The organism is Streptomyces bikiniensis (assembly GCF_000716625.1).
GTDB lineage: Bacteria > Actinomycetota > Actinomycetes > Streptomycetales > Streptomycetaceae > Streptomyces > Streptomyces bikiniensis.
On sequence record NZ_JNXJ01000020.1, the window covers coordinates 81,804 to 105,346 of the forward strand.

At 72.4% G+C, this 23,543-nt stretch carries 16 protein-coding genes; 7 read left to right on the forward strand and 9 right to left on the reverse strand.

The genetic code is table 11. The features are described 5' to 3' along the window. Positions 1-125 precede the first annotated feature (125 nt). From OO47_RS17815 to OO47_RS17825, 3 genes are read left to right on the forward strand one after another with little or no spacing between them, the layout of a single operon-like run. Positions 126-1,082 (forward strand): ABC transporter permease, encoded by a 957-nt coding sequence (locus tag OO47_RS17815; protein ID WP_033209445.1) that lies wholly within the window; start codon positions 126-128, stop codon positions 1,080-1,082. Next, on the forward strand, positions 1,075-1,881 hold the full coding sequence (locus OO47_RS17820; protein ID WP_030209884.1) for an ABC transporter ATP-binding protein: 807 nt from the start codon (positions 1,075-1,077) through the stop codon (positions 1,879-1,881). Before OO47_RS17815 ends, OO47_RS17820 begins: the two co-directional genes overlap by 8 nt. An 11-nt stretch (positions 1,882-1,892) precedes the next feature. Next, positions 1,893-3,272 carry a glycosyltransferase 87 family protein gene (locus OO47_RS17825; RefSeq protein WP_407696317.1) on the forward strand — a complete coding sequence of 460 codons (1,380 nt, stop codon included), beginning with the start codon at positions 1,893-1,895 and terminating at the stop codon, positions 3,270-3,272. A gap of 70 nt (positions 3,273-3,342) precedes the next feature. On the opposite strand, the gene OO47_RS17830 is transcribed toward OO47_RS17825, so the two are convergent. Next, positions 3,343-8,307, reverse strand: a complete 4,965-nt coding sequence (locus OO47_RS17830) for an NAD-glutamate dehydrogenase (RefSeq protein ID WP_030209880.1) — start codon at positions 8,305-8,307, stop codon at positions 3,343-3,345. A 384-nt stretch (positions 8,308-8,691) separates the two neighbouring features. Here OO47_RS17830 and OO47_RS17835 point away from each other — a divergent pair, with 384 nt between their 5' ends. Then, positions 8,692-9,246 (forward strand): DJ-1/PfpI family protein, encoded by a 555-nt coding sequence (locus tag OO47_RS17835; protein ID WP_030209877.1) that lies wholly within the window; start codon positions 8,692-8,694, stop codon positions 9,244-9,246. Positions 9,247-9,300: 54 nt separating this feature from the next. On the opposite strand, the gene OO47_RS17840 is transcribed toward OO47_RS17835, so the two are convergent. Then, positions 9,301-9,960, reverse strand: coding sequence for an HAD family hydrolase (locus OO47_RS17840; RefSeq protein ID WP_030209874.1), 660 nt, complete (start codon positions 9,958-9,960; stop codon positions 9,301-9,303). Between the two features lie 68 nt (positions 9,961-10,028). Continuing rightward, the gene (locus tag OO47_RS17845) at positions 10,029-10,535 is read right to left on the reverse strand and encodes a DUF6912 family protein (RefSeq protein WP_030209873.1); all 507 of its coding nucleotides are present in this window, start codon (positions 10,533-10,535) and stop codon (positions 10,029-10,031) included. 274 nt (positions 10,536-10,809) lie between these two features. Between OO47_RS17845 and OO47_RS37855 the strand changes: the two genes are divergently transcribed. Further along, the gene (locus OO47_RS37855; RefSeq protein WP_234323220.1) at positions 10,810-11,532 is read left to right on the forward strand and encodes an Rv3235 family protein; all 723 of its coding nucleotides are present in this window, start codon (positions 10,810-10,812) and stop codon (positions 11,530-11,532) included. Positions 11,533-11,744: 212 nt separating this feature from the next. On the opposite strand, the gene secA is transcribed toward OO47_RS37855, so the two are convergent. Beyond that, positions 11,745-14,555 carry a preprotein translocase subunit SecA gene (gene secA / locus OO47_RS17855; protein WP_030209866.1) on the reverse strand — a complete coding sequence of 937 codons (2,811 nt, stop codon included), beginning with the start codon at positions 14,553-14,555 and terminating at the stop codon, positions 11,745-11,747. 240 nt (positions 14,556-14,795) lie between these two features. Between secA and OO47_RS17860 the strand changes: the two genes are divergently transcribed. Continuing rightward, the gene (locus tag OO47_RS17860; protein WP_033209448.1) at positions 14,796-15,380 is read left to right on the forward strand and encodes a GNAT family N-acetyltransferase; all 585 of its coding nucleotides are present in this window, start codon (positions 14,796-14,798) and stop codon (positions 15,378-15,380) included. Positions 15,381-15,454: 74 nt separating this feature from the next. After that, on the forward strand, positions 15,455-16,624 hold the full coding sequence (locus OO47_RS17865) for a winged helix-turn-helix domain-containing protein (protein WP_030209859.1): 1,170 nt from the start codon (positions 15,455-15,457) through the stop codon (positions 16,622-16,624). Positions 16,625-16,735: 111 nt separating this feature from the next. Here the strand turns inward: OO47_RS17865 and OO47_RS17870 are convergent, their stop codons facing one another. The 5 genes from OO47_RS17870 to mtrB all read right to left on the reverse strand — a co-directional run bounded on the left by OO47_RS17870 (position 16,736) and on the right by mtrB (position 23,543). Beyond that, positions 16,736-17,488, reverse strand: a complete 753-nt coding sequence (locus OO47_RS17870) for a response regulator (RefSeq protein WP_030209851.1) — start codon at positions 17,486-17,488, stop codon at positions 16,736-16,738. A 196-nt stretch (positions 17,489-17,684) separates the two neighbouring features. Continuing rightward, positions 17,685-18,380, reverse strand: coding sequence for a ribosome hibernation-promoting factor, HPF/YfiA family (gene hpf / locus OO47_RS17875; RefSeq protein WP_030209849.1), 696 nt, complete (start codon positions 18,378-18,380; stop codon positions 17,685-17,687). Between the two features lie 295 nt (positions 18,381-18,675). Then, positions 18,676-19,515, reverse strand: coding sequence for a phosphoribosyltransferase (locus tag OO47_RS17880; protein WP_030209847.1), 840 nt, complete (start codon positions 19,513-19,515; stop codon positions 18,676-18,678). Positions 19,516-19,648: 133 nt separating this feature from the next. Beyond that, entirely contained in the window at positions 19,649-21,460 is a 1,812-nt protein-coding gene (locus OO47_RS17885; RefSeq protein WP_033209451.1) for an LpqB family beta-propeller domain-containing protein, read from the reverse strand. Positions 21,461-21,506: 46 nt separating this feature from the next. Next, positions 21,507-23,543, reverse strand: a complete 2,037-nt coding sequence (gene mtrB / locus OO47_RS17890; protein ID WP_078489715.1) for an MtrAB system histidine kinase MtrB — start codon at positions 23,541-23,543, stop codon at positions 21,507-21,509.

Sequence of the window (23,543 nt, forward strand, 5' to 3'; positions counted from 1 at the left end):
GTCCTAGTGTCCCCGTAGCGACGATACGGACCCGTCCCGTCGCATCCGTCGCCCGCGCCCCGCACCGACCGGTCGGCCGCAACCACACCCGCACCCACGTCCCCACCCGCACCGAGAGCCCGCCCATGACCACGGCCACACCCGCGACCACGCCCCTCGCACCGCCCCCGCCCCCGCCCCCCCCCCCCCCTCCGCCCCGGACAGCGCCTCCCCCCGAGGACCTCCGCGCCCTCGCCCTCCGCCACGGGCTGACCGTCAGCGGAGCCCGTCCCCCGCTCCCCGCGTACGTCCGGCAGCTCTGGTCCCGCCGCGACTTCATCGCCGCCTTCGCGACCGCCCGCCTGACCGCCCAGTACAGCCAGGCGCGCCTCGGCCAGCTCTGGCAGCTGGCGACCCCGCTGCTCAACGCGGCCGTCTACTACCTGATCTTCGGCGTCCTCATGAACGCCCGGCACGGCGTCCCCGACTACGTGCCCTTCCTGATCACCGGCGTCTTCGTGTGGTCCTTCACCTCCGGCACGCTCCTGGCCGGCACCCGGGCGATCAGCGGCAACCTGGGCCTGGTCCGCGCCCTGCACTTCCCGCGCGCGAGCCTGCCGCTCTCGCTCGCCCTCCAGCAGCTCCAGCAGTTCCTGCTCTCGCTCGTCGCGCTCGTCGCGATCCTGCTCTGCTGCGGCGAGTTCCCCACGTGGAGGTGGCTGCTCGCCGTCCCGGCGCTCGCCCTCCAGACCCTGTTCAACACGGGCGTGGCGCTCGCCCTGGCCCGGATCGCCGCCCGCACCCCGGACGTCAACCAGCTGATGCCGTTCGCGCTCCGCACCTGGATGTACGCCTCGGGCGTCATGTGGTCGATCCGGCACCCGACGGGCACCGGGCGCCTCCCCGAGGGCGCGACGCTCGCCCTCCAGTGCAATCCGGCGGCGGTCTACATCGACCTGATGCGCTCCGCGCTGATCGGGAGCCACACCCCGGACCGCCTGCCGCCGTACGTCTGGGCGCTCGCCGGCGGCTGGGCCCTGCTGTCCTTCGCGGGCGGCTTCGTCTGGTTCTGGAAGGCGGAGGAGAGGTACGGCCGTGGCTGAGGCGCACGAGCAGGAGAGGGTCCCGACCGTCGTGGCCGACGGCGTCCACGTCACGTACACCGTGCACGGACACGACTACGGCCGCGGGCACGGGCAGGCACGGAGCAGGCGATGGGGACGGCCCCCGGCCGCCCGCCGGGTCCACGCCGTCAAGGGGATCGACTTCGTCGCGTACCGGGGCGAGGCGATCGGCCTGATCGGTTCGAACGGATCGGGGAAGTCGACCCTCCTCAAGGCCGTCGCGGGACTCCTGCCCGTCGACCGCGGCCGGATCTACACCCACGGCCGCCCCGCCCTCCTCGGCGTCGACGCGGTCCTGATGAACGACCTGACGGGCGAGCGGAACGTGGTCCTCGGCGGTCTCGCGATGGGCATGAGCCGCGCGGAGGTCCGCGAGCGCTACGACGGGATCGTGGAGTTCTCGGGCGTCAACGAGAAGGACGACGCGATCTCCCGTCCGATGCGGACGTACTCCTCCGGGATGGGCGCCCGGCTGCGCTTCTCCCTCGCCGCCGCGAAGAGCCACGACGTGCTGCTCGTCGACGAGGCCCTGGCCACCGGCGACGCGCGCTTCCGTCGCCGCAGCCGGCAGCGGATCGACGAGCTGCGGGCGGAGGCGGGGACGGTCTTCCTGGTCAGCCACTCGAACTCCACCGTCGCGGAGACCTGCGGGCGCGCCCTGTGGCTGGAGGCGGGGACGCTCCGGATGGACGGCCCGGCGCGGGAGGTGGTGGCGGCGTACGAGGAGTTCACCGCGTCCGGGGCGAGGACCACCGACAAAAAGGGCATTACGGTCTAAAGTGCGGTGGGGTGACGAACGATCAGCCGCAGACCCCCCACCCGGCGCAGACCCCCCACCCGGCCGGCACCGAACCCCCCGGCTCCCCCACCACCAGCCCCACCAGCTCCACCACCCCCACCAGTACGAGCACCGAACCCCCCGCCCTGACCCGCTCCCCCTTCACCTCGGACACCTTCACCTCCGCCACCTTCGTCACGGTCGGCAGCGGCCCCCGGATCGCGCTCGCCGCCGTCTGGCTCCTCACCCGGGCCGGCATGCTCCTGCTGCTGCTCCGCGACGACCTCGGCATCGGCGGCGTGGCCCGCGAGGTGGCGCTCTACGAGCACTGGTACGGGAAGTTCGCCGCGGGCACCTTCCCGCCCGGCGACGCCACCTGGCAGTACCCGCCGGGCGCCGGGCTCGTGATCATGTCCCCGGGCGTCCTCCCCTGGCTCACCTACTTCCAGGCCTTCGTCACCCTCACCCTCCTCGCCGACGCGGTCGTCACCCTCGCGCTCGCCCGCGCCGACGCCGCGCGCCTCACCCACGGCGCCTGGGTCTGGGTCTGCGGCCTCCCGCTCCTCCTCCACCTGCCCCTCGCCCGGTACGACGTCCAGACCACCGCCCTCGCCGTCCTCGCCCTGCTGGCCCTCGCCGCCCGCCGGACCGCCGCCCACCAGCTCGGCGGGGCGCTCGCCGGGATCGGGGCCATGGTCAAGGTGTGGCCGGCCCTCGCCCTCCTGGGCACGCCCCGGGGCCGTACCACCCGGGAGGCGTGGACCGCCGCCGCCGTCACCGCCGTCGTGCTCCTGGCCACCCTCGCGCTGTTCTTCTCCGAGTCGCTCGGCTTCCTGCGCCAGCAGGGCGGCCGGGGCATCCAGATCGAGTCCCTGGGCGGCACGGCCCTCGCGCTCGCCCGGTCCGCCGGCGCCTGGCCGGGGAGCGTCGAGTTCCGCTACGGCGCCCTGGAGTACGTCGGCCCGTACGTCTCCACCCTCGGCCACCTCTCCCTGCTGCTCACCGTCGCCGCCCTGGGCTGGCTGGTCGTCTGGCGCGTCCGGGCGCACCGCTGGACCCCCGCCACCCCGTACGACACGGCCCTCGCCGCCGTCCTGCTCTTCACCGTTGCCAGCCGGGTGATCAGCCCCCAGTACATGGTCTGGCTGCTCGGGCTCGCCGCCGTCTGCCTGACCTCGCGGGACACCGTGATGCGCCCGGTGGCGCTGCTGCTGCTCCCGGCGGCGGCGCTGAGCGCGCTCGCCTACCCCGTCCTCTACTTCGACGTCATCGACGGCACCCCCACGGGCCTCGCCGTCATGGTGCTCCGCAACGGGCTGCTGCTCGCGGCGGCCCTGCTCGCCGCCCGCCGCCTGTGGACCTCGACGGTCGCCGCCGCGCGGGAGGAGTGAGGCCTCCGGGAAAGGGCGAGGGGCCCCGCCGGTCTCATTCCTCCGGCGGGGCCCCTCGCACGCGCGCGTACTAGCTGTGCGAACGCAGCAGCGTGCGCATCGTCCGCATCGCCACCGACAGGTTCGCCAGGTCGAAGGTGTCCGAGCCCTGGATCTCCTCCAGGGTCGTCCGCGCGCGGCCCAGGATCGCCGCGTTCCGCTCCTCCCAGGCCTTGAACCGCTCCTCCGGGCCGGCGTCGTCGCCGCCCGCCGTCAGGACGTCCTGCGTGAGCGCCGCGTGCGCCGCGAACAGGTCCTCGCGGATCGAGGCGCGGGCCATCGACTGCCAGCGGTCGTCGCGCGGCAGTTCGATGATCCGGTCCATCAGGTCGGTGATCCGCAGCCGGTCGGCCAGGTCGTAGTAGACCTCGGCGACCTCCAGCGGGTCCTTGCCCGTCCGGTCCGCGATCGCGACGATGTCGAGCGCCGGGAAGGCGGAGGAGAAGCCGGCGACCCGCCGCGCGAGCTCCTCCGGCACCCCGAACCCGGTCAGCTCGTCCAGGATCGACCGGTACCAGTCGAGGTCCGCGCCGCGCAGCAGCTCGGGCAGCCGCGACCAGACCGTCTCGACGCGCTCGGCGAAGAACTCGATGGTCTCGGTGAGCTGGAGCGGCTGCGGCCGGTTGTTGAGCAGCCAGCGCGTGCCGCGCTCGACGAGCCGGCGCGAGTGCAGCCGCATCCGGGTCTGGATCTCGGCCGGGACCTCGTTGTCGAGGGCCTCGACGGCGTCCCAGACCTGGCCGAGGCGGAAGACGGCGCGGGCGGCGGTCTGTGCCCGGACGATCTCCTCGACCGACGCGCCGGTCTCCTCCCGGAGGCGGTGCAGGAAGGTCGAACCGCCGGCGTTGACGGTGTCGTTGACCAGGACGGTGGTGATGATCTCGCGGCGCAGCGGGTGGTGGTCGACGGCCTCGGTGAACCGCTCGCGCAGCAGCGTCGGGAAGTACGCGTGGAGCAGCCCGGTCAGGTATGGGTCGTCCGGCAGCGCGGTGCCGATCAGCTCGTCGGCCAGCGTGATCTTGGTGTACGCGAGGAGGACGGCGAGCTCCGGCTGGCTCAGGCCCTTGCCGTTGTTGAGGAGTTCGCGGATCTGCCGGTCGTTGGGCAGGAACTCCAGGGAGCGGTCGAGGGCCCCGTCGCGGCCCAGGCGGCGCATGAACCGCTGGTGGGCGTGGAGCAGGGACGGCGACTGGGCGACGGCGTTGGCCAGGGCCGTGTTCTGCGCGTAGTTGTTGCGCAGGACGAGCGTGCCGACCTCGTCGGTCATCTCCGCGAGGATCTTGTTGCGCTGCTTGACGGTCATGTCGCCCTCGGCGACGAGCCCGTTGAGCAGGATCTTGATGTTGACCTCGTGGTCGGAGGTGTCGACGCCGGCGCTGTTGTCGATGGCGTCGGTGTTGACCTTGCCGCCCCGGCCCTCGGGGCCGCCGGAGCGGGCGAACTCGATGCGGCCGAGCTGGGTCGCGCCGAGGTTGCCGCCCTCGCCGACCACCTTGGCGCGCACGTCCTGGCCGTCGACGCGGATGGCGTCGTTGGCCTTGTCGCCGACGTCGGCGTTCGACTCGGCCGAGGACTTGACGTACGTGCCGATGCCGCCGTTCCACAGCAGGTCGACGGGCGACTGGAGGATCGCCTTCATCAGCTCGGCCGGGGTCAGCTTGGTGACCCCGTCCTCGATGCCGAGGACGGCCCTGACCTGGGCGTTGACCGGGATCGACTTGGCGTTGCGGGGGTGGACGCCGCCGCCCGCGGAGAGCAGCGAGGTGTCGTAGTCGGCCCAGGAGGAGCGGGGCAGCTCGAAGAGGCGGCGGCGCTCGGCGTACGAGACGGCCGCGTCGGGGTTCGGGTCGAGGAAGATGTGCCGGTGGTCGAAGGCGGCCACCAGCCGGATGTGCTCGGAGAGCAGCATCCCGTTGCCGAAGACGTCGCCGGACATGTCACCGACGCCGACGACCGTGAAGTCCTCGGTCTGGGTGTCGTGGCCCAGCTCGCGGAAGTGGCGCTTGACGGACTCCCAGGCGCCGCGGGCTGTGATGCCCATGCCCTTGTGGTCGTAGCCGGCCGAGCCGCCGGAGGCGAACGCGTCACCGAGCCAGAAGCCGTACGCCTCCGCGACCCCGTTGGCGATGTCGGAGAAGGTCGCGGTGCCCTTGTCGGCGGCGACGACCAGGTAGGTGTCGTCCTCGTCGTGGCGGACCACGTCGACCGGCGGCACGACCTCGCCCGCGACCAGGTTGTCGGTGATGTCGAGCAGGGCCGAGATGAACGTCTTGTACGAGGCGACGCCCTCGGCCATCCAGGCGTCCCGGTCCACGGACGGGTCCGGGAGCTGCTTGGCGACGAAGCCGCCCTTGGCGCCGACCGGCACGATGACGGTGTTCTTCACCATCTGCGCCTTGACCAGGCCGAGGATCTCGGTGCGGAAGTCCTCGCGCCGGTCGGACCAGCGCAGACCGCCGCGGGCGACCTTGCCGAAGCGCAGGTGGACGCCCTCGACGCGCGGCGAGTAGACCCAGATCTCGAAGGCGGGGCGCGGGGCCGGCAGGTCGGGGATGGCCTGCGGGTCGAACTTCATCGACACGTAGGAGTGCGGCCGGCCCTCGCTGTCCTTCTGGAAGAAGTTGGTCCGCAGGGTAGCCTTGATGACGGTCAGGAAGGAGCGCAGGATGCGGTCCTCGTCCAGGCTGGCGACCTGGTCCAGGGCGGCGTCCAGCTCCTCGAGGAGCGCGTCGATCAACTCGGTGCCGGCGCGCTGGCGCTCCGGCGCCATCCGGGCCTCGAAGAGGTTGACCAGGAGCCGGGTGGTGTGGACGTTGTTGCGGAGGGTGTCCTCCATGTAGTCCTGGCTGAAGGTGGAGCCGGCCTGCCGCAGGTACTTGGCGTAGGCGCGCAGCACCATCGCCTCGCGCCAGTTCAGACCGGCGGAGAGGACGAGGGAGTTGAAGCCGTCGTTCTCGGCCTCGCCGGTCCAGGTGGCGGCGAAGGCCTCCTGGAAGCGCTCGCGGGCGTCGTCGCCCAGGGTGACGCCGTTGCCGTTGGTGGCCGGGAGCCGCAGCCCGAAGTCGTAGATCCAGGCGTGGGTGCGGTCGGCGCAGCGCAGCTCGTAGGGGCGCTCGTCGGTGACCTCGACGCCGAGCCGGTTGAGGACCGGCAGGACGGCGGAGAGGGAGATCTGGTCGCCCGTCTTGTAGATCTTGAAGCGGCGCTCGCCGGGGCCCGCGAGGACGGGCTCGTAGAGGGAGAGGGAGAAGTCCTTGTCGCTGCCGGCGAGGGCCTCCAGGTGGACCAGGTCGGAGACGGCGGCGCGCGGCGAGTGGTCGGCCTTGTAGCCCTCGGGGAAGGCGTTGCCGTAGCGGCGCAGCAGCTCGGCGGCGCGCTCCTCGCCCAGCTCGGCGTTGAGCGCCTCGCCGAAGCCGTCGGCCCAGGAGCGGGCGGCCTCGACGAGCCGGCCCTCGATGCGCTCGACGTCGGCGTCGGTGAGCTTGGCCAGCTCGGTGCCGGGCTCGACGCGGACGACGAAGTGCAGCCGAGAGAGGATCGACTCGGTGTTCCAGGCGGTGAAGTCGACGCTGGTGCCGCCGAGCTCCTCCTTCAGGATGTCGATGATCCGCAGCCGGACGCGGGTGGTGTAGCGGTCGCGCGGCAGGTAGACGAGGGCCGAGTAGTAGCGGCCGTACTCGTCCTGGCGCAGGTAGAGCCGCAGCCGGCGCCGCTCCTGGAGGTAGAGGACGCTGGTGACGACGGACTGGAGCTGGTCGACCGGGGTCTGGAACAGCTCGTCGCGCGGGTAGGTCTCCAGGATCTGGAGCAGGTCGCGGCCGTCGTGGCTGTTCGGGGAGAAGCCGGCGCCCGCCAGGACCTCCTGGACCTTGCGCTTGACGACCGGGACGCGGCGGACGGACTCGGTGTAGGCGGCCGAGGAGAAGAGGCCGAGGAAGCGGCGCTCGCCGACGACGTTGCCGGCGGCGTCGAACTTCTTCACGCCGATGTAGTCGAGGTACGAGGGGCGGTGCACGGTCGCCCGGCTGTTGGCCTTCGTCAGGATCAGCAGCTTGTGCTCGCGGGCCTTGGCCCGGGCGTCGGCGGGCAGCCGGCTGAAGGAGGGCGACACGGGGTGGGCGTGGTGGCCCTCGTCGTCGCCGGAGTGGTGCGGGTCGGAGCGCAGGATGCCGAGGCCCGTGCCGGGCACGGCGGCCAGGGCGTCGCCGTCGACCAGCTCGTACTCGCGGTAGCCGAGGAAGGTGAAGTGGTCGTCGGCGAGCCAGCGCAGCAGCTCGCGGGCCTCCTCCACCTCGGTCGGGCGCAGGTCGGAGGCGGTGGGCTCGTCGGCGAGGCCGTCCGCGATGCGCAGCGCGGCGTCGCGCATCTTCTCCCAGTCCTCGACGGTCTCGCGGACGTCGGACAGGACGCGCAGCAGGTCGGCGGTGATCTGCTTGAGGTCGGCGCGGTCGGTCTCGCGGTCGATCTCGACGTGGATCCAGGACTCGGTGAGCGCGTCGTGCGGCAGCTCGCCGTGGATCTGCGCCGACAGGACCTCGATGAGCCTACCGGTGACGTCGCGGCGGACGAGGACCTGCGGGTGGATCACGACGTGGATGCCGCGGCCCTGGCGGGACAGCTCGTTGGTGACCGAGTCGACGAGGAAGGGCATGTCGTCGGTGACGACCTCGACGACGGAGTGGCTGCTGGTCCAGCCGTTCTCCTCGACCGTCGGGGTGTGGACGCGCACGTTCGCCGTGCCCTGCGGACGGTTCTCCGCCAGGCGGTAGTGGGAGAGGGCGGCGCCGAAGACGTCGACCGGGTCCCGGTCGGACAGGTCCTCGGGCGCGGTGTGCAGGTAGTAGCGCTGGAGGTACTCGAGCACGGTGTCGCCGTCCGGGCGCTCGCCCGAACCGTCCGGCCCCGTCGGAAGTCGCCCCCCGACCGGGCTGTGCTCAGCTACCCGGGCGGCCCTTTCGAGCAGCTCGGCCTTGGCTTCGTCCAGCTTGGTCTGCATGTCCTCTGACTCCTGGCCGCGCGCCGTTGCGCGACATCGGTGGAAGGAAGGGCACAACGCCTCCACGTCGTGTTTCCGCCGAAGACGACGTCATGCCCGAATGAGAGAAGCCCGGGTCGTTCTCCGCCACCGACCGTGGCGCGCCCGGGCGAAGGGGATCGGCGCACGCACGGTCGGCCCGGCCGCCGGAGCGGGTCGGGCGGCAGCCGGGGGCTTCACTGCCCCCTCGGCGTATCGCGCTGATCACGACGAAAGCCTATCGCTCCCGACCCCCGACCCGTCATGAGCCGTATGTGTACAAAAGAGGGGGTGGAAGTTTGACGTTATGGACAGCGACACATGTCCTCAAGGCACGGCATCCGACCTTCTGGAGCTGGGAGAGCCATGGCGAGGATCCTGATCGTGACCGGGGACGCGGCGGAGTCGCTGGAGGTGCTGTACCCCTACCAGCGCCTTCTGGAGGAGGGGTACGAGGTGGACATCGCGGCCCCGGCCCGCAAGACGCTGCGGTTCGTGGTCCACGACTTCGAGCCCGGTTTCGACACGTACACCGAGAAGCCCGGCTACACCTGGCCCGCCGACCTGGCCTTCTCCGAGGTCGACCCGGGGGCGTACGCGGCGGTGGTGGTCCCGGGCGGCCGGGCGCCGGAGTACCTCCGCAACGACCCGGAGCTGCGCAAGATCCTCAAGGCCTTCTTCGACGCGGACAAGCCGGTCGCGCAGATCTGCCACGGCCCGCTCCTGACGGCGGCGACCGGCGCCCTGGAGGGCCGCCGGGTCACGGCCTATCCGGCCCTGGAGCTCGACATGCAGGCGGCGGGGGCGTCCTTCCGGGACGCGGAGGCCGTGGTCGACGGCCTGCTCGTCTCCTCCCGGGCGTGGCCGGACCACCCGGTCTGGATGCGGGAGTTCCTGAAGGTCCTCGGGTCGAGGGGCTGAGGGCTCCGGTCGTACGGATGGCCGTACGGGTGGTCGTACGAGGCTGAGGGGCGGTCAGACCAGCTCCTCCGCCACGGCGACCGCCTCCGCGAGCGAGTCGACCACCGGCACCCCCACCCGCTCCAGGGAGGCGCGGCTGTGCGAGCCGCCGGTGTAGAGCACGGCCTTCGCGCCGACGTGCGCCGCCGCGAGGGCGTCGTCCGCCGCGTCGCCGATGACGACCACCCGCTCGACCCCGATCCCCTCCAGGGCGGCGAGGTGGCGCACCATGTGCCCGGACTTGCCGTCCGTGGAGGTGTCGGGCCGCCCGTCCATGCGCAGGAACCGCTCCGCGATCCCGTGCCGCCGCACGAGGGGGACGAGGTCGACGTGCGGGGCGAGCGAGAGCAGCGACTGCGTGAAGCCGGAGGTCTGCCGGGCCGCGAGCAGTTCGGCGGCGCCGGCGGTGAGGCCGCAGTTCTCGGCCCGCTCCCAGTAGTGCCGGTGGAAGACGCCGTCCATGCGGGTCCACTCGGCGTCGGTGGGCAGCCGCCCCATGAGCCGCTCGTAGAACTTGGGCACCGGCACCGTATAGAGCTCGCGGTACCGCTCCAGCGTGAGCGGTTCGAGCCCCAGTTCGGCGAAGGCGGCGTTCGTCGCCCCGATGACCGCGTCGATGTCGTCGAGCAGTGTGCCGTTCCAGTCCCAGACCAGGTGCTTTCCGTGCTTCCCCATGGAAGGACGGTACCCGCAGCCTCGGACGGCGAAGAGCCCGGAGGCCTTCTCCACGGCCCCCCGGGGCCTCAGCCCAGCAGCGCGGGGATCTCCTGCACCCCGAACCACAGCAGTTCGTGGTCCTCGGCGCCGTCCACGGTGAACCGCGCGTCGTCGTCGCCCCGGTCCGCCGCCTCCAGCGCCTCCGCCGCCGCCCTGACGTCCGCCTCGGCGTCGTCCGCGTCCGCGTGCACGGCCGCGGCCTTGGACAGCGGTACGGCCCCGGCGATCCGGACCTCGCCGACCGCGTCGGCGTCGAGCCCCCGGTCGGGGTCGGCGACCGCGTCCTCGTCGGCCACGTCGACGGCGACGACGATCCGGCGGCGGGGCGCCCCGGAGTCGGCGGCGAGCAGGCGCAGGGAGGCGGCGGCGGCCCGGCCGAGCGCCGCGTACTCCAGCTCCTCGATGTCGTCGGAGACGTACCACTCGCGCAGCGCGGGGGTGACGGCGTAGGCGGTCAGCGGGCCGGGGCCCAGCTCGCCCGCCTTGTGCGCCTGTGCGAGACCGGGGAGGGTCAGGGGGACGTAGACGCGCATCGACTGGCCGCTTTCGTAGAGGGAGAGATCCCCAGGATACGTGCGGAGTCCCCCTTCGGGGCGGCGGCCCGAAGTCGCCGCCCGTCCACCCCGGAGCCCGTGCGCCGGACCCCCGGAGACCCGATTTCCGGCCGCGTCACCCGGATAGGTGATCCCGTTCCGGACCGCTCCGGGGCGGTCGGCCCCTTGCGGCGCCCGGAGCCCCCGCCGTACAAGATCCCCAACGGAAGTTACCGACCGGTACCGACCGGTTACGGAACGACAGGGGATCACCATGGCCACCACGCTCACCACGACCACCACGACGCCGCTGACCACGACCCGGACCGCACCTCCGACCGACGCGCCCGCCTTCCCGGGCACGGTCCGGACCACCGCCTCCCCCGCGCTCCCGGCGGCCGTCCCCGGCCCCGCGCCCCGGGCCGCCGCGGCTACCGCGCCCCCGGCCGCCCCTCCCGCCACCGGCCGCGCCGCAGCCACGGCCCCGGCCCCGGCCGCCTCCACGGCGGCTCCCCCGGCAAACGCCCTCCCCGTTCCGCCCCTCGGTGGGGTCACCCGCCGCCCCCGCACCCCACGTCCCCGTACCGCCCCCGGCGGTCCCGCCGGGACCCGGCCGCGCGGCTCCGCCGGCACGCGCCCGCGTACGCCCGGGCGCGGCGCGCCCCGCGCCCTCCCGCCGCACACGGTCTTCGCGGAGCGCCTGCTCGCCGTCCTGAGCGGAGAGCGGCCGGTGCACTGGATGCTCGGCCACACCCTCGGGGAGGCGTACGAGCAGCTCGTCCGGCTCGCCCCGGAGACGCCCCTGCGCTCGCTCGGCCCCCGCCCGGTCCTGCGCCGCTGCTCGGTCCAGACGCACCCCGCCCAGGACGCCGTCGAGGCCTTCGCGACCATCGCCACCGGCGCCCGCGTCCGGGCGATGGCGTTCCGCCTGGAGCGCGGCGCCGACCGACGCTGGCGCTGCGCGGCCGTGGAACTCGACGGCCTGGGCACGACGTGACGGCGGGACGGGTACGGCGAAGAGCCCCGCCCGCCACACGTGACGGCGGGGTGGGTACGGCGAAGAAGCCGCCCACTCCACACGACAACGGAGCGGGTACGGCGAAGGGGCCGCCCACCCCACACGACAACGGAGCGGGTACGGCGAAGGGGCCGCCCACCCCACCGGGTGGACGGCCCCTCGTACGCCGAAGCTCGCCGAAGCTCAGGGCGTCACTTCTTGCGGCGGCGCCCGCCGCCCGCGTTCTTCTGCGCCTTGCGCCGCTCCGCACGGGTCAGCCCGTCGCCGGAGTCCGGCTCGCCGGAGGAGAAGTCGCCCTCGACGACACCGCCGTCGCCGTCCACGGTCGGCGCGGAGAAGTGCAGCCGGTCCGGCCGCTGCGGGGCGTCGAGCCCCTTGGCGCGGATCTCCGGACGCCCGGCGCCCGCCGGCACCGCGTCGCCCTTGTCGAGCGAGGGGGCGGCCGCCTGCACCGGGACCTCCTCGACCTGCTGCTCGACCTGGACCTCCAGGTTGAACAGGTAGCCGACGGACTCCTCCTTGATGCCCTCCATCATGGCGGTGAACATGTCGAAGCCCTCGCGCTGGTACTCGACCAGCGGGTCCTTCTGCGCCATGGCGCGCAGGCCGATGCCCTCCTGGAGGTAGTCCATCTCGTAGAGGTGCTCGCGCCACTTGCGGTCCAGGACGGACAGGACCACGCGCCGCTCCAGCTCGCGCATGATCTCGGAGCCGAGCTGCTTCTCGCGCGCCTCGTACTGCTCGTGGATGTCGTCCTTGATGGACTCGGCGATGAACTCGGCGGTGATCCCCGCCCGGTCCCCGGCCGCGTCCTCCAGGTCCTCCACGGTGACCTTCACCGGGTAGAGCTGCTTGAACGCGTTCCACAGGCGGTCGAGGTCCCACTCCTCCGCGAAGCCCTCGGCGGTCTCCTGGCGGATGTAGTCGTCGATCGTGTCGTCCATGAAGTGCTGGATCTGCTCGCGCAGGTCCTCGCCCTCCAGGACGCGGCGGCGCTCGCCGTAGATGACCTCGCGCTGCCGGTTGAGGACCTCGTCGTACTTCAGGACGTTCTTGCGGGTCTCGAAGTTCTGGGTCTCGACCTGCGACTGCGCGGAGGCGATGGCGCGGGTGACCATCTTGTTCTCGATCGGCACGTCGTCCGGCACGTTGGCCATGGCCATCACGCGCTCGACCATCTGCGCCTTGAACAGGCGCATCAGGTCGTCGCCGAGGGAGAGGTAGAAGCGGGACTCGCCGGGGTCGCCCTGACGGCCGGACCGGCCGCGGAGCTGGTTGTCGATGCGGCGGGACTCGTGGCGCTCGGTGCCCAGGACGTACAGGCCGCCGAGCTCCTTGACCTCCTCGAACTCCGCCTTCACGGCCTTCTCGGCGCGCTCCAGGGCGCCGGGCAGGGCCGCGGCCCACTCCTCGACGTGCTCGACCGGGTCCAGGCCCGCCTGGCGCAGCTCGGCCTCGGCGAGGTCGTCCGGGTTGCCGCCGAGCTTGATGTCCGTACCGCGGCCGGCCATGTTCGTGGCGACGGTGACGGCGCCGCGGCGGCCGGCCTGGGCGACGATGCTGGCCTCGCGCTCGTGGTGCTTGGCGTTGAGGACCTCGTGCTGGATGCCGCGCTTGGAGAGCTGCTGCGAGAGGTACTCGGACTTCTCGACGGAGGTCGTGCCGACCAGGATCGGCTGGCCCTTCTCGTGCTTCTCCGCGATGTCGTCGACGACGGCGGCGAACTTCGCGACCTCGGTCCGGTAGATCAGGTCCGACTGGTCCTTGCGGATCATCGGCTTGTTCGTCGGGATCGGGACGACGCCGAGCTTGTAGATCTGGTGGAACTCGGCGGCCTCGGTCATGGCCGTACCGGTCATGCCGGACAGCTTGTCGTACAGGCGGAAGAAGTTCTGGAGGGTGATCGTGGCGAGGGTCTGGTTCTCGTCCTTGATCGGCACCCCCTCCTTCGCCTCGATCGCCTGGTGCATGCCCTCGTTGTAGCGGCGGCCGGCGAGGATGCGGCCGGTGTGCTCGTCGACGATCATGACTTCGCCGTCCATGACGACGTAGTCCTTGTCCTTCTTGAACAGCTCCTTCGCCTTGATGGCGTTGTTCAGGTAGCCGACGAGCGGGGTGTTCACCGACTCGTAGAGGTTGTCGATGCCCAGCCAGTCCTCGACCTTGGCGACGCCCGCCTCGTGGATGGCGACGGTGCGCTTCTTCTCGTCGACCTCGTAGTCGCCGGTCTCCTCGATGCCCTTGAGCGGGTTGCCCGGCTCGCCCTTGGTCAGGCGGGTGACCAGCTTGGCGAAGTCGCCGTACCACTTGGTGGCCTGGTCGGCGGGGCCGGAGATGATCAGCGGCGTACGGGCCTCGTCGACGAGGATGGAGTCGACCTCGTCGACACAGGCGAAGTTGTGGCCGCGCTGGACGAGCTCGTCCTTGGACCACGCCATGTTGTCGCGGAGGTAGTCGAAGCCGAACTCGTTGTTCGTGCCGTACGTGATGTCGCAGTTGTACTGCTCGCGGCGCTGGGCCGGCGTCATGTTGGCGAGGATGCAGCCGACGGTCAGGCCCAGGAAGCGGTGGACCCGGCCCATCAGCTCGGAGTCGCGCTCGGCCAGGTAGTCGTTGACCGTGATCAGGTGCACGCCCTTGCCGGAGAGCGCGTTGAGGTACGCCGGGAGGGTGCCGACGAGGGTCTTGCCCTCACCGGTCTTCATCTCGGCGACGTAGCCGAGGTGGAGGGCGGCGCCGCCCATCAGCTGGACGTCGTAGTGGCGCTGACCGAGGACGCGCTTGGCGGCCTCGCGCACCGTCGCGAAGGCCTCGGGGAGCAGGTCGTCGAGGCTCTCACCGTCGGCGTACCGCTGCTTGTACTCGTCGGTGAGCGCCCGCAACTCGGCGTCGGAGAGGTTGACGAAGTCCTCTTCGATGGAGTTGACCTGGTCCGCGATGCGGTGCAGTTTGCGCAGGATCTTGCCTTCGCCTGCACGCATGAGCTTGTTGAAGACGGACACTGAGGCTGGTCTCCTTGCCGGTCGGGCCTGGCACTAGGTCTTGTCATGGACACGAGCGCGGGGCACGGCAGGTGGTCCCCACCGCAACGGCCATCGTAAGCGAGACCGCCCTCGCACAGGGAGGCCCGCAGTGCCGGAGCCGTACGCCCGCCCGGAAGGAGAACGCACGAGGTGGGCGGAAGGTGCCGCCCCATCCGAAAAGTGTTCGCTTCGGCCCGGCCCGGTCACCACAATCCCCGCATGGAGCCGATCACCCTCACCACCGACCGACTGCGGCTGCGCAACCCCGTCCCCGGCGACGCCGACGTCGTGCACGCGATCTGCCAGGATCCCGCCATCCGGCGCTGGACCACCGTCCCCGACCCCTACACCCGGCAGGACGCCGACTTCTTCCTGAACCGTCTGGTGCCCGACGGCTGGCGCGAGGACACCGAGTACACCTTCGCCGCCGAGCCGCTGGCCGGGGGCCCGCTGCTCGCCTCGGCCGGCCTGAGGAACCGCGGCCCGGGCGTCTGGGAGGTCGGCTACTGGCTGGCTCCGGACCACCGCGGCCACGGCCACATGACCGAGATCGTCCGCGCCCTGGCCCACTGGGCCTTCACCGGCCTCGGCTGCACCCGCCTGGTGTGGCGCGCCGAGGTGGGCAACACCGGCTCGCGCGCGGTGGCCGAGCGCGTCGGCTTCGTCGTGGAGGGCGTCGAGCGCGCCGGCCTGGCCAACAACGGCACGCTCCGGGACTGCTGGGTCGGCGCCCTGCTCCCTTCCGACTTCGGGCTGCCGAGCCCCCTGCCGTACCTGCCCGCGCGCGAGCACCCGGTGACCTGAGGGGATCGCGCTCCGGGCGCCGGCGCCGGGCCGTCGGTACCGGGCTGTCAGTGCCGGGGCCTAGGGTGCGGTCCATGACGACTGTGCCGCGCCCCGCCGCCGAACTGTCCGCCGACGAAGCCCGCAGGATCGCGCTGCGCGCCCAGGGGTTCCTGGGCGCGCCCGACCGCCGCGCCGGCGTGCGCGGGGTGCTGCGGAGCCTCGGCCAGGTCCAGCTCGACACCATCTCGGTCCTGGCCCGCTCGCACGAGCTGATCCCGTACGCGCGCCTGGGCGCCGTGGGCCGCACGACGGTGGAGGACGCGTACTGGACGGGGACGCACGCCTTCGAGTACTGGTCGCACGCCGCCTGCGTGCTGCCCGTCGAGGAGTGGCCGCTCTTCGCCTTCCGCCGGCGCGCCTACCGCGGCCGCCCGCACTGGGGCCACGAGCTGTCGCCCGGCGCGTACGACAAGGTGATCGCCCAGCTGCGGGACGAGGGCCCGCGCACGGCGACCGAGCTGGGCGGCGCGAAGAACAAGGGCGAGTGGTGGGACTGGTCCGACTCCAAGATCGCCGTGGAGCGGGCGCTGATGTACGGCGAGGTGGTGGTCGTCGAGCGGCGCGGCTGGAAGCGGGTGTACGACCTGGCCGAGCGGGCGATCCCCGAGGCGCTGCTCCACGACGACCTGGACGACGCCGAGTGCGTGCGGCGCCTGGTCCGGCAGGCGGGCGAGGCGCTCGGCGTGGGCACGCGCGCGGACATCGCGGACTACCACCGGCTCAAGGGCGAGCAGTTCGACGCGGCGGTCGAGGCCTCGGGGCTCGTGCCGGTGACGGTGGCGGGCTGGGGGAAGCCCGCCTGGGCGGACCCGGCGGCCCTGGCGACCGAGCCGCGCGGCCGGCACCGCACGACGCTGCTCTCACCGTTCGACTCGCTGATCTGGGAGCGGGCCCGCACGGAGCGGATCTTCGGCTTCACGCACCGCCTGGAGGCGTACGTGCCGAAGCAGAAGCGGGTCCACGGCTACTTCGCGATGCCGGTCCTCGCGGGGGGCCGGCTGGTCGGCCGGGTGGACCCGGCGCGCGAGGGCCGCACGCTGGTGGCCCGCCAGATCACCTTGGACGGCCCCAAGGCGGTCCCGGCGGTGGCCCGTGCCCTGCGCGAGGCGGCCGAGTGGGTCGGCTGCGACACGGTGACGGTCCTCCCGGACCGCGTGAACCTCCCGGCCCTGGCCCCGGAGCTGGTGCGGGAACTGGGCTGAACGCCCCCGTACCGGAGCCTCAGCGGGTCTCCAGGACCTTCTCCCTCATCGCACTGCATCCCCCGGGGGCGGCCCCCGGACCCCCGGCAGGGATGTCCTCGTACCGGACCCTCAGCGGATCTCCAGGATCTTCTCCCTCATCGCGTACACCACCGCCTCCATCCGGGAGTGCAGCTGGAGCTTCTCCAGGATGTTCCGGACGTGGTTCTTCACCGTGTTCTCGGAGATGAACAGCTCCTTGGCGATGTCCCGGTTGTTCATCCCGGTCGCGACGAGCTTGAGGACCTCCAGCTCGCGGTCGGTCAGCCGGGGCGCGGGCACGAGCCTGCGCTCGTCGGTCCGCTGGATCATCGACTTGAACTCGGTGAGGAGCTTGGACGCCATGGAGGGGCTGATCTGCGACTGCCCGTCCGCGACCGCGCGGATCGCCGTCGCGACCTCGTCGGTGGAGATCTCCTTGAGGAGGTAGCCGGTGGCCCCCGCCTTGATCGCCTCGTAGAGATCGGCCTCCTCGTCGCTGATCGTCAGCATGATGATCTTCGCACTGGGGGCCACCTCCTTGATGCTGGTGCACGCCTCGATGCCGCCGCGCCGGGGCATCCGCACGTCCATCAGGACGATGTCCGGCAGCAGATCGGCCGCCTTCTCGACGGCCTCGGCCCCGTCACTGGCCTCACCGACCACCTGAATGCCCTCCTCGTGGAGGAGAACGATCTCCAGTCCGCGCCGGAAGAGGGCGTGGTCGTCCACGACGAGGACCCGGATCGGTTCCTTGCGGAACGCACCGCTGTCCGAATCCGATCCCTCCGGGACCGCCTCACCGTGCTCCTGCCCGCTGAGCACCGGCCCGAAGCTGTCCGCCATCGTTCCTCCCCCTGAAGGCCGTGGCCTGAATTCGTTTCCGGTCCCCAACCCGTGCTCGGAAAGCACCGGTTGGCGTGCACGCCATGATTTCATGCCCCGGCGGATGCGGGTCGATCCCTGGGCGCACGGGGGTGCCCCTGGGGACGCGCCATGCGCTCCAGGGGCACCGTGAGGTGTGAATGGTGCGGGACGGCGGTCAGCCGCCGAGCGCACCGCCGGCGCCGCCGTCGGCGAGCGGGTCGCTCTCGGCGAGCGGGTCGCTCTCCAGGTGGATGACGCCGTAGTCGTACGCGTGTCGTCGGTAGACGACGCTCGGCTGCTTCGTGTCGGAGTCGACGAAGAGATAGAAGTCGTGCCCGACCAGCTCCATCTCGTAGAGCGCCTGGTCGAGCGTCATCGGTGCGGCCTTGTGGGTCTTCTCGCGGACCACCAGCGGGCCGTCGCCCTGGACTTCGATCGAGCCCACCATCTTGGTGGGCACCTCGTCGGTCTCGTCGGCGACGAGCCGGCCGTCCCCGTCGAACTGGGCGACGCCGGGCACGACGTCCCCGACCTCGGCGGCCGACAGACGGCCGTTGCCACGGCGGGTGTACCGCTTGTCGTGCTGCTTGCGCAGTCGCGCCTCGAGCTTGTCGCTGGCGAGGTCGAGCGCTGCGTACGGGTCGCCTGCCGCAGCCTCCGCCCGGATCACCGGGCCGCGGGAGTGAAGGGTGATCTCCACGCGGTCGGACCGGTCGGCCTGCCGCGGGTTGTGTTCCTTGGACACCTCGACGTCGAGGCTGATCACCTTGCCGTCGAGCTTCTGGATCTTCTCCAGCTTCAGCTTCTCGGCCACGTGCTTGCGGAACCGCTCGGGCACCTCGGTCTTGCGGCCCTTGACGACGATGTCCACGCAGAACTCCGTTCCCGGATCGCCCGGATCGGCTCCTCGGCCGCCGGGCATCTCCCTTTGCACCAGACTCCGGATGGATTACCGGAGCTCGGACTCGGCGACTTTCACCTCCTCCTCCCCGGTCGGGAAGATCCCCACCCCTTCGCCAGGAGGTTAATTCGCCCTGAACTCCTGTCCAGAGGCGCAACCATGTATTCGTCGAGGAAACGGCTTTCGCCATTCCTCACAACCGAACATAGCCCCTTCGGACGGGTGTCGGCACCCGCTGCCGCGACATACCTCCGTTCGGGCGTTTTCACCTCTCACCACCTGCAACGATCCAAGATCTTGGAGAGTTCCGGTTTATTTCGAACGAAGCGGGAGAGGATGCGACCACAGCCGCAACCCGCTGTTCGAATCCGTGCTGCGCGGAAGCGGCCGCTAAACCGTGCGGTATTTCAGGAATGAACGAAAGGTGTACGGCTCCGAGGGCGCGGCCCGCCTCCGCCAGCGAGGCGCCGGTGGTCATCAGGTCGTCCACGAGCACCACCGTCCCCGCCGGGCCTCCCGTCTCCGCAGCCCCTCCCGCACACGCCGCCAGGAGCCGCGCGCCGCCCGGCACGACCTCCAGGGCCCCGGAGAGGTTCGCGAGCCGCCCGCGCGCGCCGAGCCCGGCCTGGTCCGCCACGTACCGCCGCTGCCGCAGCACGGGCACCACCCGCGTGTCCCGCCCCGCCCCCCGCAGCCGGGCGGCCGCGGCCAGGGCGATCCGGCGCGTCGGATCGTGCCCGCGCGCCCGCACGGAGCGCCGCGAGGACGGCACCGGTACGAGGAGCAGCGGCCCTTCCCCGGCGCCCGCCACGGCCCCGGCGGCGGTCTCCACGGCCCCGGCCAGGGCTTCGCCCAGGGGCCCGGCGAGCGCGAGGACCCCGCGCTCCTTGTGGGCGAGGAGCACCTCCCGTACGACACCGGCGTAGGGCGCGGCCGCGTGGACCGCGGGCAGCCCGGCGGGCTCGGGCGCCGGACGCACCCGGCGCGGCCCCGTCCCGGTCAGCGCCGCCGCGCACTCCGGGCACAGCTCGGTCCGCGGTCTGCCGCAGCCTCCGCAGGCGACCGGCAGCACCAGCCCGGCGATCTCGCGCCACCACCCCCGCATGGCTCCACTGTGCGCCTTCCCGCGCTCCCCGGCCACCCCTGTGGAAAACCCCGCGCCGCCCACCGCCCCCGCCCCGGAGTACGTCAGGTGCGCCCCGCGCGGGCGGGCGCGGACGGCTTCGAGGAGGGGTGCTCTACCCAGGGTAGACCGGCGAGTCCCCGTCCTTCACCACCGGCTGCCAGTTCGTCCCCGGCGGCAGCCGGACGATGCCTTCCTCGGAGTCGGCCACCATGGGCGTGTCCAGCGACTCCGTGTGCGGCGCGGACACCGAGGTCACCCCGTTCAGACCCGGCAGCACCGAGGTCGCGGAGGTCGAGCCGTCCGTCTGGAGGTAGCGGACCTGCTGCACGCCCCCCGCCTCCTTGCCGACCACGACGAGCCGGCTGGGCCCGGCCCAGGAGACGGCCGTGACCGACTCCATCCGGGGGGCGGCGGGCTGGAGGTCCACCACCGAGACGGTGGTCTCCCCGCCCTCCGTCCGCCGCTCGATCCGGCCGATCTGGAGGGTGGTGCGCTCGCCCCGCTCGACCACCAGGGCGATCCGGACGCCGTCGGCGGAGACCCGCAGCGACTCGATCCGGTCGTCCTCCAGCCACGGCGTGCGGACCTCGACGGGCTCCCCGGTGCCGTCCGGCACCATCCACAGCCGGCGCTCGGCGGGGTTCCGGTCGGCGACCCACAGGTCGCCCCGGCCGCCCCAGCTGGGCGCGGAGAGACGGTCCTCGGGCCGGGGGCCCCGGCTGGACAGGACGGGCTGCCGCGAGCCCTCCTCCTCCGTGGTGATCGAGGAGACGAACAGCCGCTGGCCGGACTTGTCGACCCCGGCCGCCCGGGTCTCCCCCCGGTCGACGGCGATCGAGCCGAGCTCCGCCGGCGAGCCCTTGCCGAACGGGCCGGGCACCTCGACCGGCGCGGCCGTCTCCTTGCCCGCGAGCACCAGCTTCTTCAACTTGCCCTGCTTGTCGACGAAGTACGGCTTCTCGTCGAGGTCGGCCTCCTGGACCGCTGCGAACTCGGCCGTCTGCCCCCTGCCGAGCCGGCACTGCGGCTGCGACCCGTTCAGGAGCTCCACCTGCTCGACGCGCACGGACGGCAGGTCGCGCAGCGTGAACAGCAGCTGCGCCGCCATCCGCCGGCACGCCGTCCCGTCGACCCGGTCCCCCGGGAACTCGAGCGGCACCTTCAGCGTGGACTGGTCGTCCGTCGCCAGGGTGGTGACGCCCTCCTTCAGGCGCGTGCGGGAGGGGAAGCTGGAGTCGACGGCCTGCTTGAGCCAGTTCGTCGGACCGTCGAGCAGCGCCTTGACGGTCTGGGTCACCGGGTCCATCCGGGTGACCGGGTCCTGCCGCTGCCGGATGTAGACGGGGTCGGCGACGACCCAGTTCTCCCCGGAGGCGAAGTAGTACTTGTTGACCGACCGGTAGTTGCGGAGGAAGTCGGCCTCGCCGAGGACCAGGCCGGGCGGGAGGCTGTCGATGCGCCACTCCTTGCCCTTGCCGCCCGCCGTGGGCTGCTGCACGACCTGGATCGACCACAGGTAGTCGGCGGGGCTGATCGGCTGGTACGCGTGGCGGGCGTCCACGGTCGCGATCTTGCGGCCGGCGAGCGGGTAGATCCGGCCTTCCTTGTCGGGGTCGGCGTTGCGGTCGGCCTGCTTGCGGTTGGGCGCGGTGGCGAGCACGGTGATGCTCTGCTCCGGCCTCCAGGTGGCCGCGGCCCTCTTCGTCAGGTACTTGCGGGCGGTGGCGAACTCGGGGTCGTCACTGGTCATGGCCTCCAGGAAGCCGTCGACGATCTCGTCAGGGTCCGCGTTGTCGCGGGGGGCCACGGCGTAGACCCTCACCTGCGAGTCGCCCGTGTTGGAGCCCTTCACCGTCTGGACTTCCCCGCTGTCGGGCATCGAGGCGCAGCCGCCCGCCAGGAGCGCGCCGCACGCGGCCAGCATCGCCGAGCGTGCGATCCGTCCCCGCCCCGCGTGCTCCGCTCGGGAGTCAGCGCCCACGTGTCCCGCCCTCCTGCTCCACGTTCACGTTCACGTTCCCGCCCCCGTCGCGGCCGGCCGCCGCCGTATCCGGCGCGCGGCCGTCGGTGTCCGCGGCCGTCCGCGCCACCACCCGGGCGCCGCTGCCGGGCAGCGCCGTCGGGTCGACGGTCGCCCGGGGCGCCCCGGGCAGCCCGGGCGGCACGGGGAGCGGCTGCCGGTCCCCGGCGGACTGCGCCGGCACCGCCGTCCGGCGGGCGCCCTCCCGGGCCTGCCCGGCGGCCGCCTGCTCGCGGTTGCGGCGCGAGTCCTCGGGCTCCAGAGGTATCGGGGAGCCCCGCAGCGGCTCGTCCGCCGTACGCGGCAGGGTGAGCCGGAACTGCGAACCGCCACCGGGCTCGCCCCAGGCCTGGAGCCAGCCGCCGTGCAGCCGGGCGTCCTCGACGGCGATCGACAGGCCGAGACCGGTGCCGCCGGTCGTACGGGCGCGGGCCGGGTCGGCGCGCCAGAAGCGGTTGAAGACCCGGGTCGCCTCGCCGGGCTTCAGGCCGACACCGTAGTCGCGGACGGCGACGGCGACGGCCCCGCCGGCGGCGGCCAGCTTCACCACCACGTCCCGGCCCTCGCCGTGCTCGACGGCGTTGACGACGAGGTTGCGCAGCACCCGCTCGACGCGGCGGGCGTCCGCCTCGGCCACCACGGGCTGCTGGTCCCCGACGACCACGATCCGGGTGTTCTTGCGCTCGGCGAGGGGCTCGGCGCCGCCTATGACCCGGCGCACGACCTGCCGCAGGTCTATCGGCTCGGCCTCCAGGGCGGCCGCGCCCGCGTCGAAGCGGCTGATCTCCAGGAGGTCGGAGAGCAGCGACTCGAAGCGGTCGAGCTGGTCGCCGAGGAGCTCGGCGGAGCGGGCGGTGACGGGGTCGAAGTCGACGCGGGCCTCGTGGATGACGTCGGCCGCCATCCGGACGGTGGTCAGCGGGGTGCGCAGCTCGTGCGAGACGTCCGAGACGAACCGCCGCTGCATCCGCGACAGCTCCTCCAGCTGCTGGATCTTGAGCTGCAGGTTCTGGGCCATCTTGTTGAAGGCCTCGCCGAGCCGTGCGATGTCGTCCTCGCCGGTGACCTTCATCCGTTCCTGGAGGCGCCCGGCCGAGAGCCGCTCGGCGATCCCGGCGGCCATCCGCACGGGCGTGACGACCTGGCGCACCATGAGCCAGGCGATCGCCCCGAGCAGCACCACGACGAAGAGCCCGGCGGTCGCCAGGGTGCCCTTGACCAGGGCGAGGGAGTCCTCCTCCTGCGACAGCGGGAAGAGGTAGTACAGCTCGTACTGGGTGCCCTCGGCGTCGTTCAGGCGCTTGCCGATCACCAGGCCGGGCTCGGACGCCTTGCTGCTGGTGTAGTGGATCCGCGTGAACTTCTGGAGGGTCTCGGTGCTCTGCGCCACCGAGTGCCGCAGTTCGCGGGGGATGCTCGTCGCCGGGTCGACCTCGCCGGAGGCGCGGACGCCACGGCTCGCGGTGTCACCGGTGTCGAGGGAGAGCGCGACCACGTTGAAGGCGCTCTGCCCGCCGCTGGCGAGCTGCTCGACCAGCGTGGAGCGCCAGTTCACGGAGGCGCCGTCCCGCCCGCCGTCCGGCTGCCCGGGCGTCGCGGGGGTGGTCGCCGCCCGGTCCTGGGCGGCGGAGAACCCGCCGGCGGCCTGGCTCTGGGCGGCCTTCTCCTTGGCGTCGAGCAGACCGTTGCGGACCTGCCCGATGACGACGATGCCGAGCAGCAGCACGACCCCGAGGGACATCAGCAGGGTGCCCGCGACGATCCTCAGCTGGATGTTGCGCCGCCACAGGCGCACGGCGGGCAGCAGGGGCCGACGCACCCAGCGCGCGAAGAGCCGGAAGACCCGCCCTCCCCGCGAACCGTCCTGGAGGAGCCGCCCGCCACGCGGCGGACGGCCGGAACGCGAGCCCCCCCGCCCCGGTCCGGCAGCCCGCCCCGTACGGCTTCCCGGGTCCCCGGGCTTCGGAGCAGCACTGCCCGTACTCAT

Excerpts from the sequence above, each read along its gene's own strand:
- OO47_RS17815 (WP_033209445.1), top strand. The coding sequence starts at position 126 with ATGACCACGGCCACACCCGCGACCACGCCCCTCGCACCGCCCCCGCCC.
- OO47_RS17830 (WP_030209880.1), bottom strand. The coding sequence starts at position 8,307 with ATGCAGACCAAGCTGGACGAAGCCAAGGCCGAGCTGCTCGAAAGGGCC.
- OO47_RS17835 (WP_030209877.1), top strand. The coding sequence starts at position 8,692 with ATGGCGAGGATCCTGATCGTGACCGGGGACGCGGCGGAGTCGCTGGAG.
- OO47_RS17840 (WP_030209874.1), bottom strand. The coding sequence starts at position 9,960 with ATGGGGAAGCACGGAAAGCACCTGGTCTGGGACTGGAACGGCACACTG.
- OO47_RS17845 (WP_030209873.1), bottom strand. The coding sequence starts at position 10,535 with ATGCGCGTCTACGTCCCCCTGACCCTCCCCGGTCTCGCACAGGCGCAC.
- OO47_RS37855 (WP_234323220.1), top strand. The coding sequence starts at position 10,810 with ATGGCCACCACGCTCACCACGACCACCACGACGCCGCTGACCACGACC.
- OO47_RS17860 (WP_033209448.1), top strand. The coding sequence starts at position 14,796 with ATGGAGCCGATCACCCTCACCACCGACCGACTGCGGCTGCGCAACCCC.
- OO47_RS17865 (WP_030209859.1), top strand. The coding sequence starts at position 15,455 with ATGACGACTGTGCCGCGCCCCGCCGCCGAACTGTCCGCCGACGAAGCC.
- OO47_RS17870 (WP_030209851.1), bottom strand. The coding sequence starts at position 17,488 with ATGGCGGACAGCTTCGGGCCGGTGCTCAGCGGGCAGGAGCACGGTGAG.
- OO47_RS17880 (WP_030209847.1), bottom strand. The coding sequence starts at position 19,515 with ATGCGGGGGTGGTGGCGCGAGATCGCCGGGCTGGTGCTGCCGGTCGCC.
- OO47_RS17885 (WP_033209451.1), bottom strand. The coding sequence starts at position 21,460 with ATGCTGGCCGCGTGCGGCGCGCTCCTGGCGGGCGGCTGCGCCTCGATG.
- mtrB (WP_078489715.1), bottom strand. The coding sequence starts at position 23,543 with ATGAGTACGGGCAGTGCTGCTCCGAAGCCCGGGGACCCGGGAAGCCGT.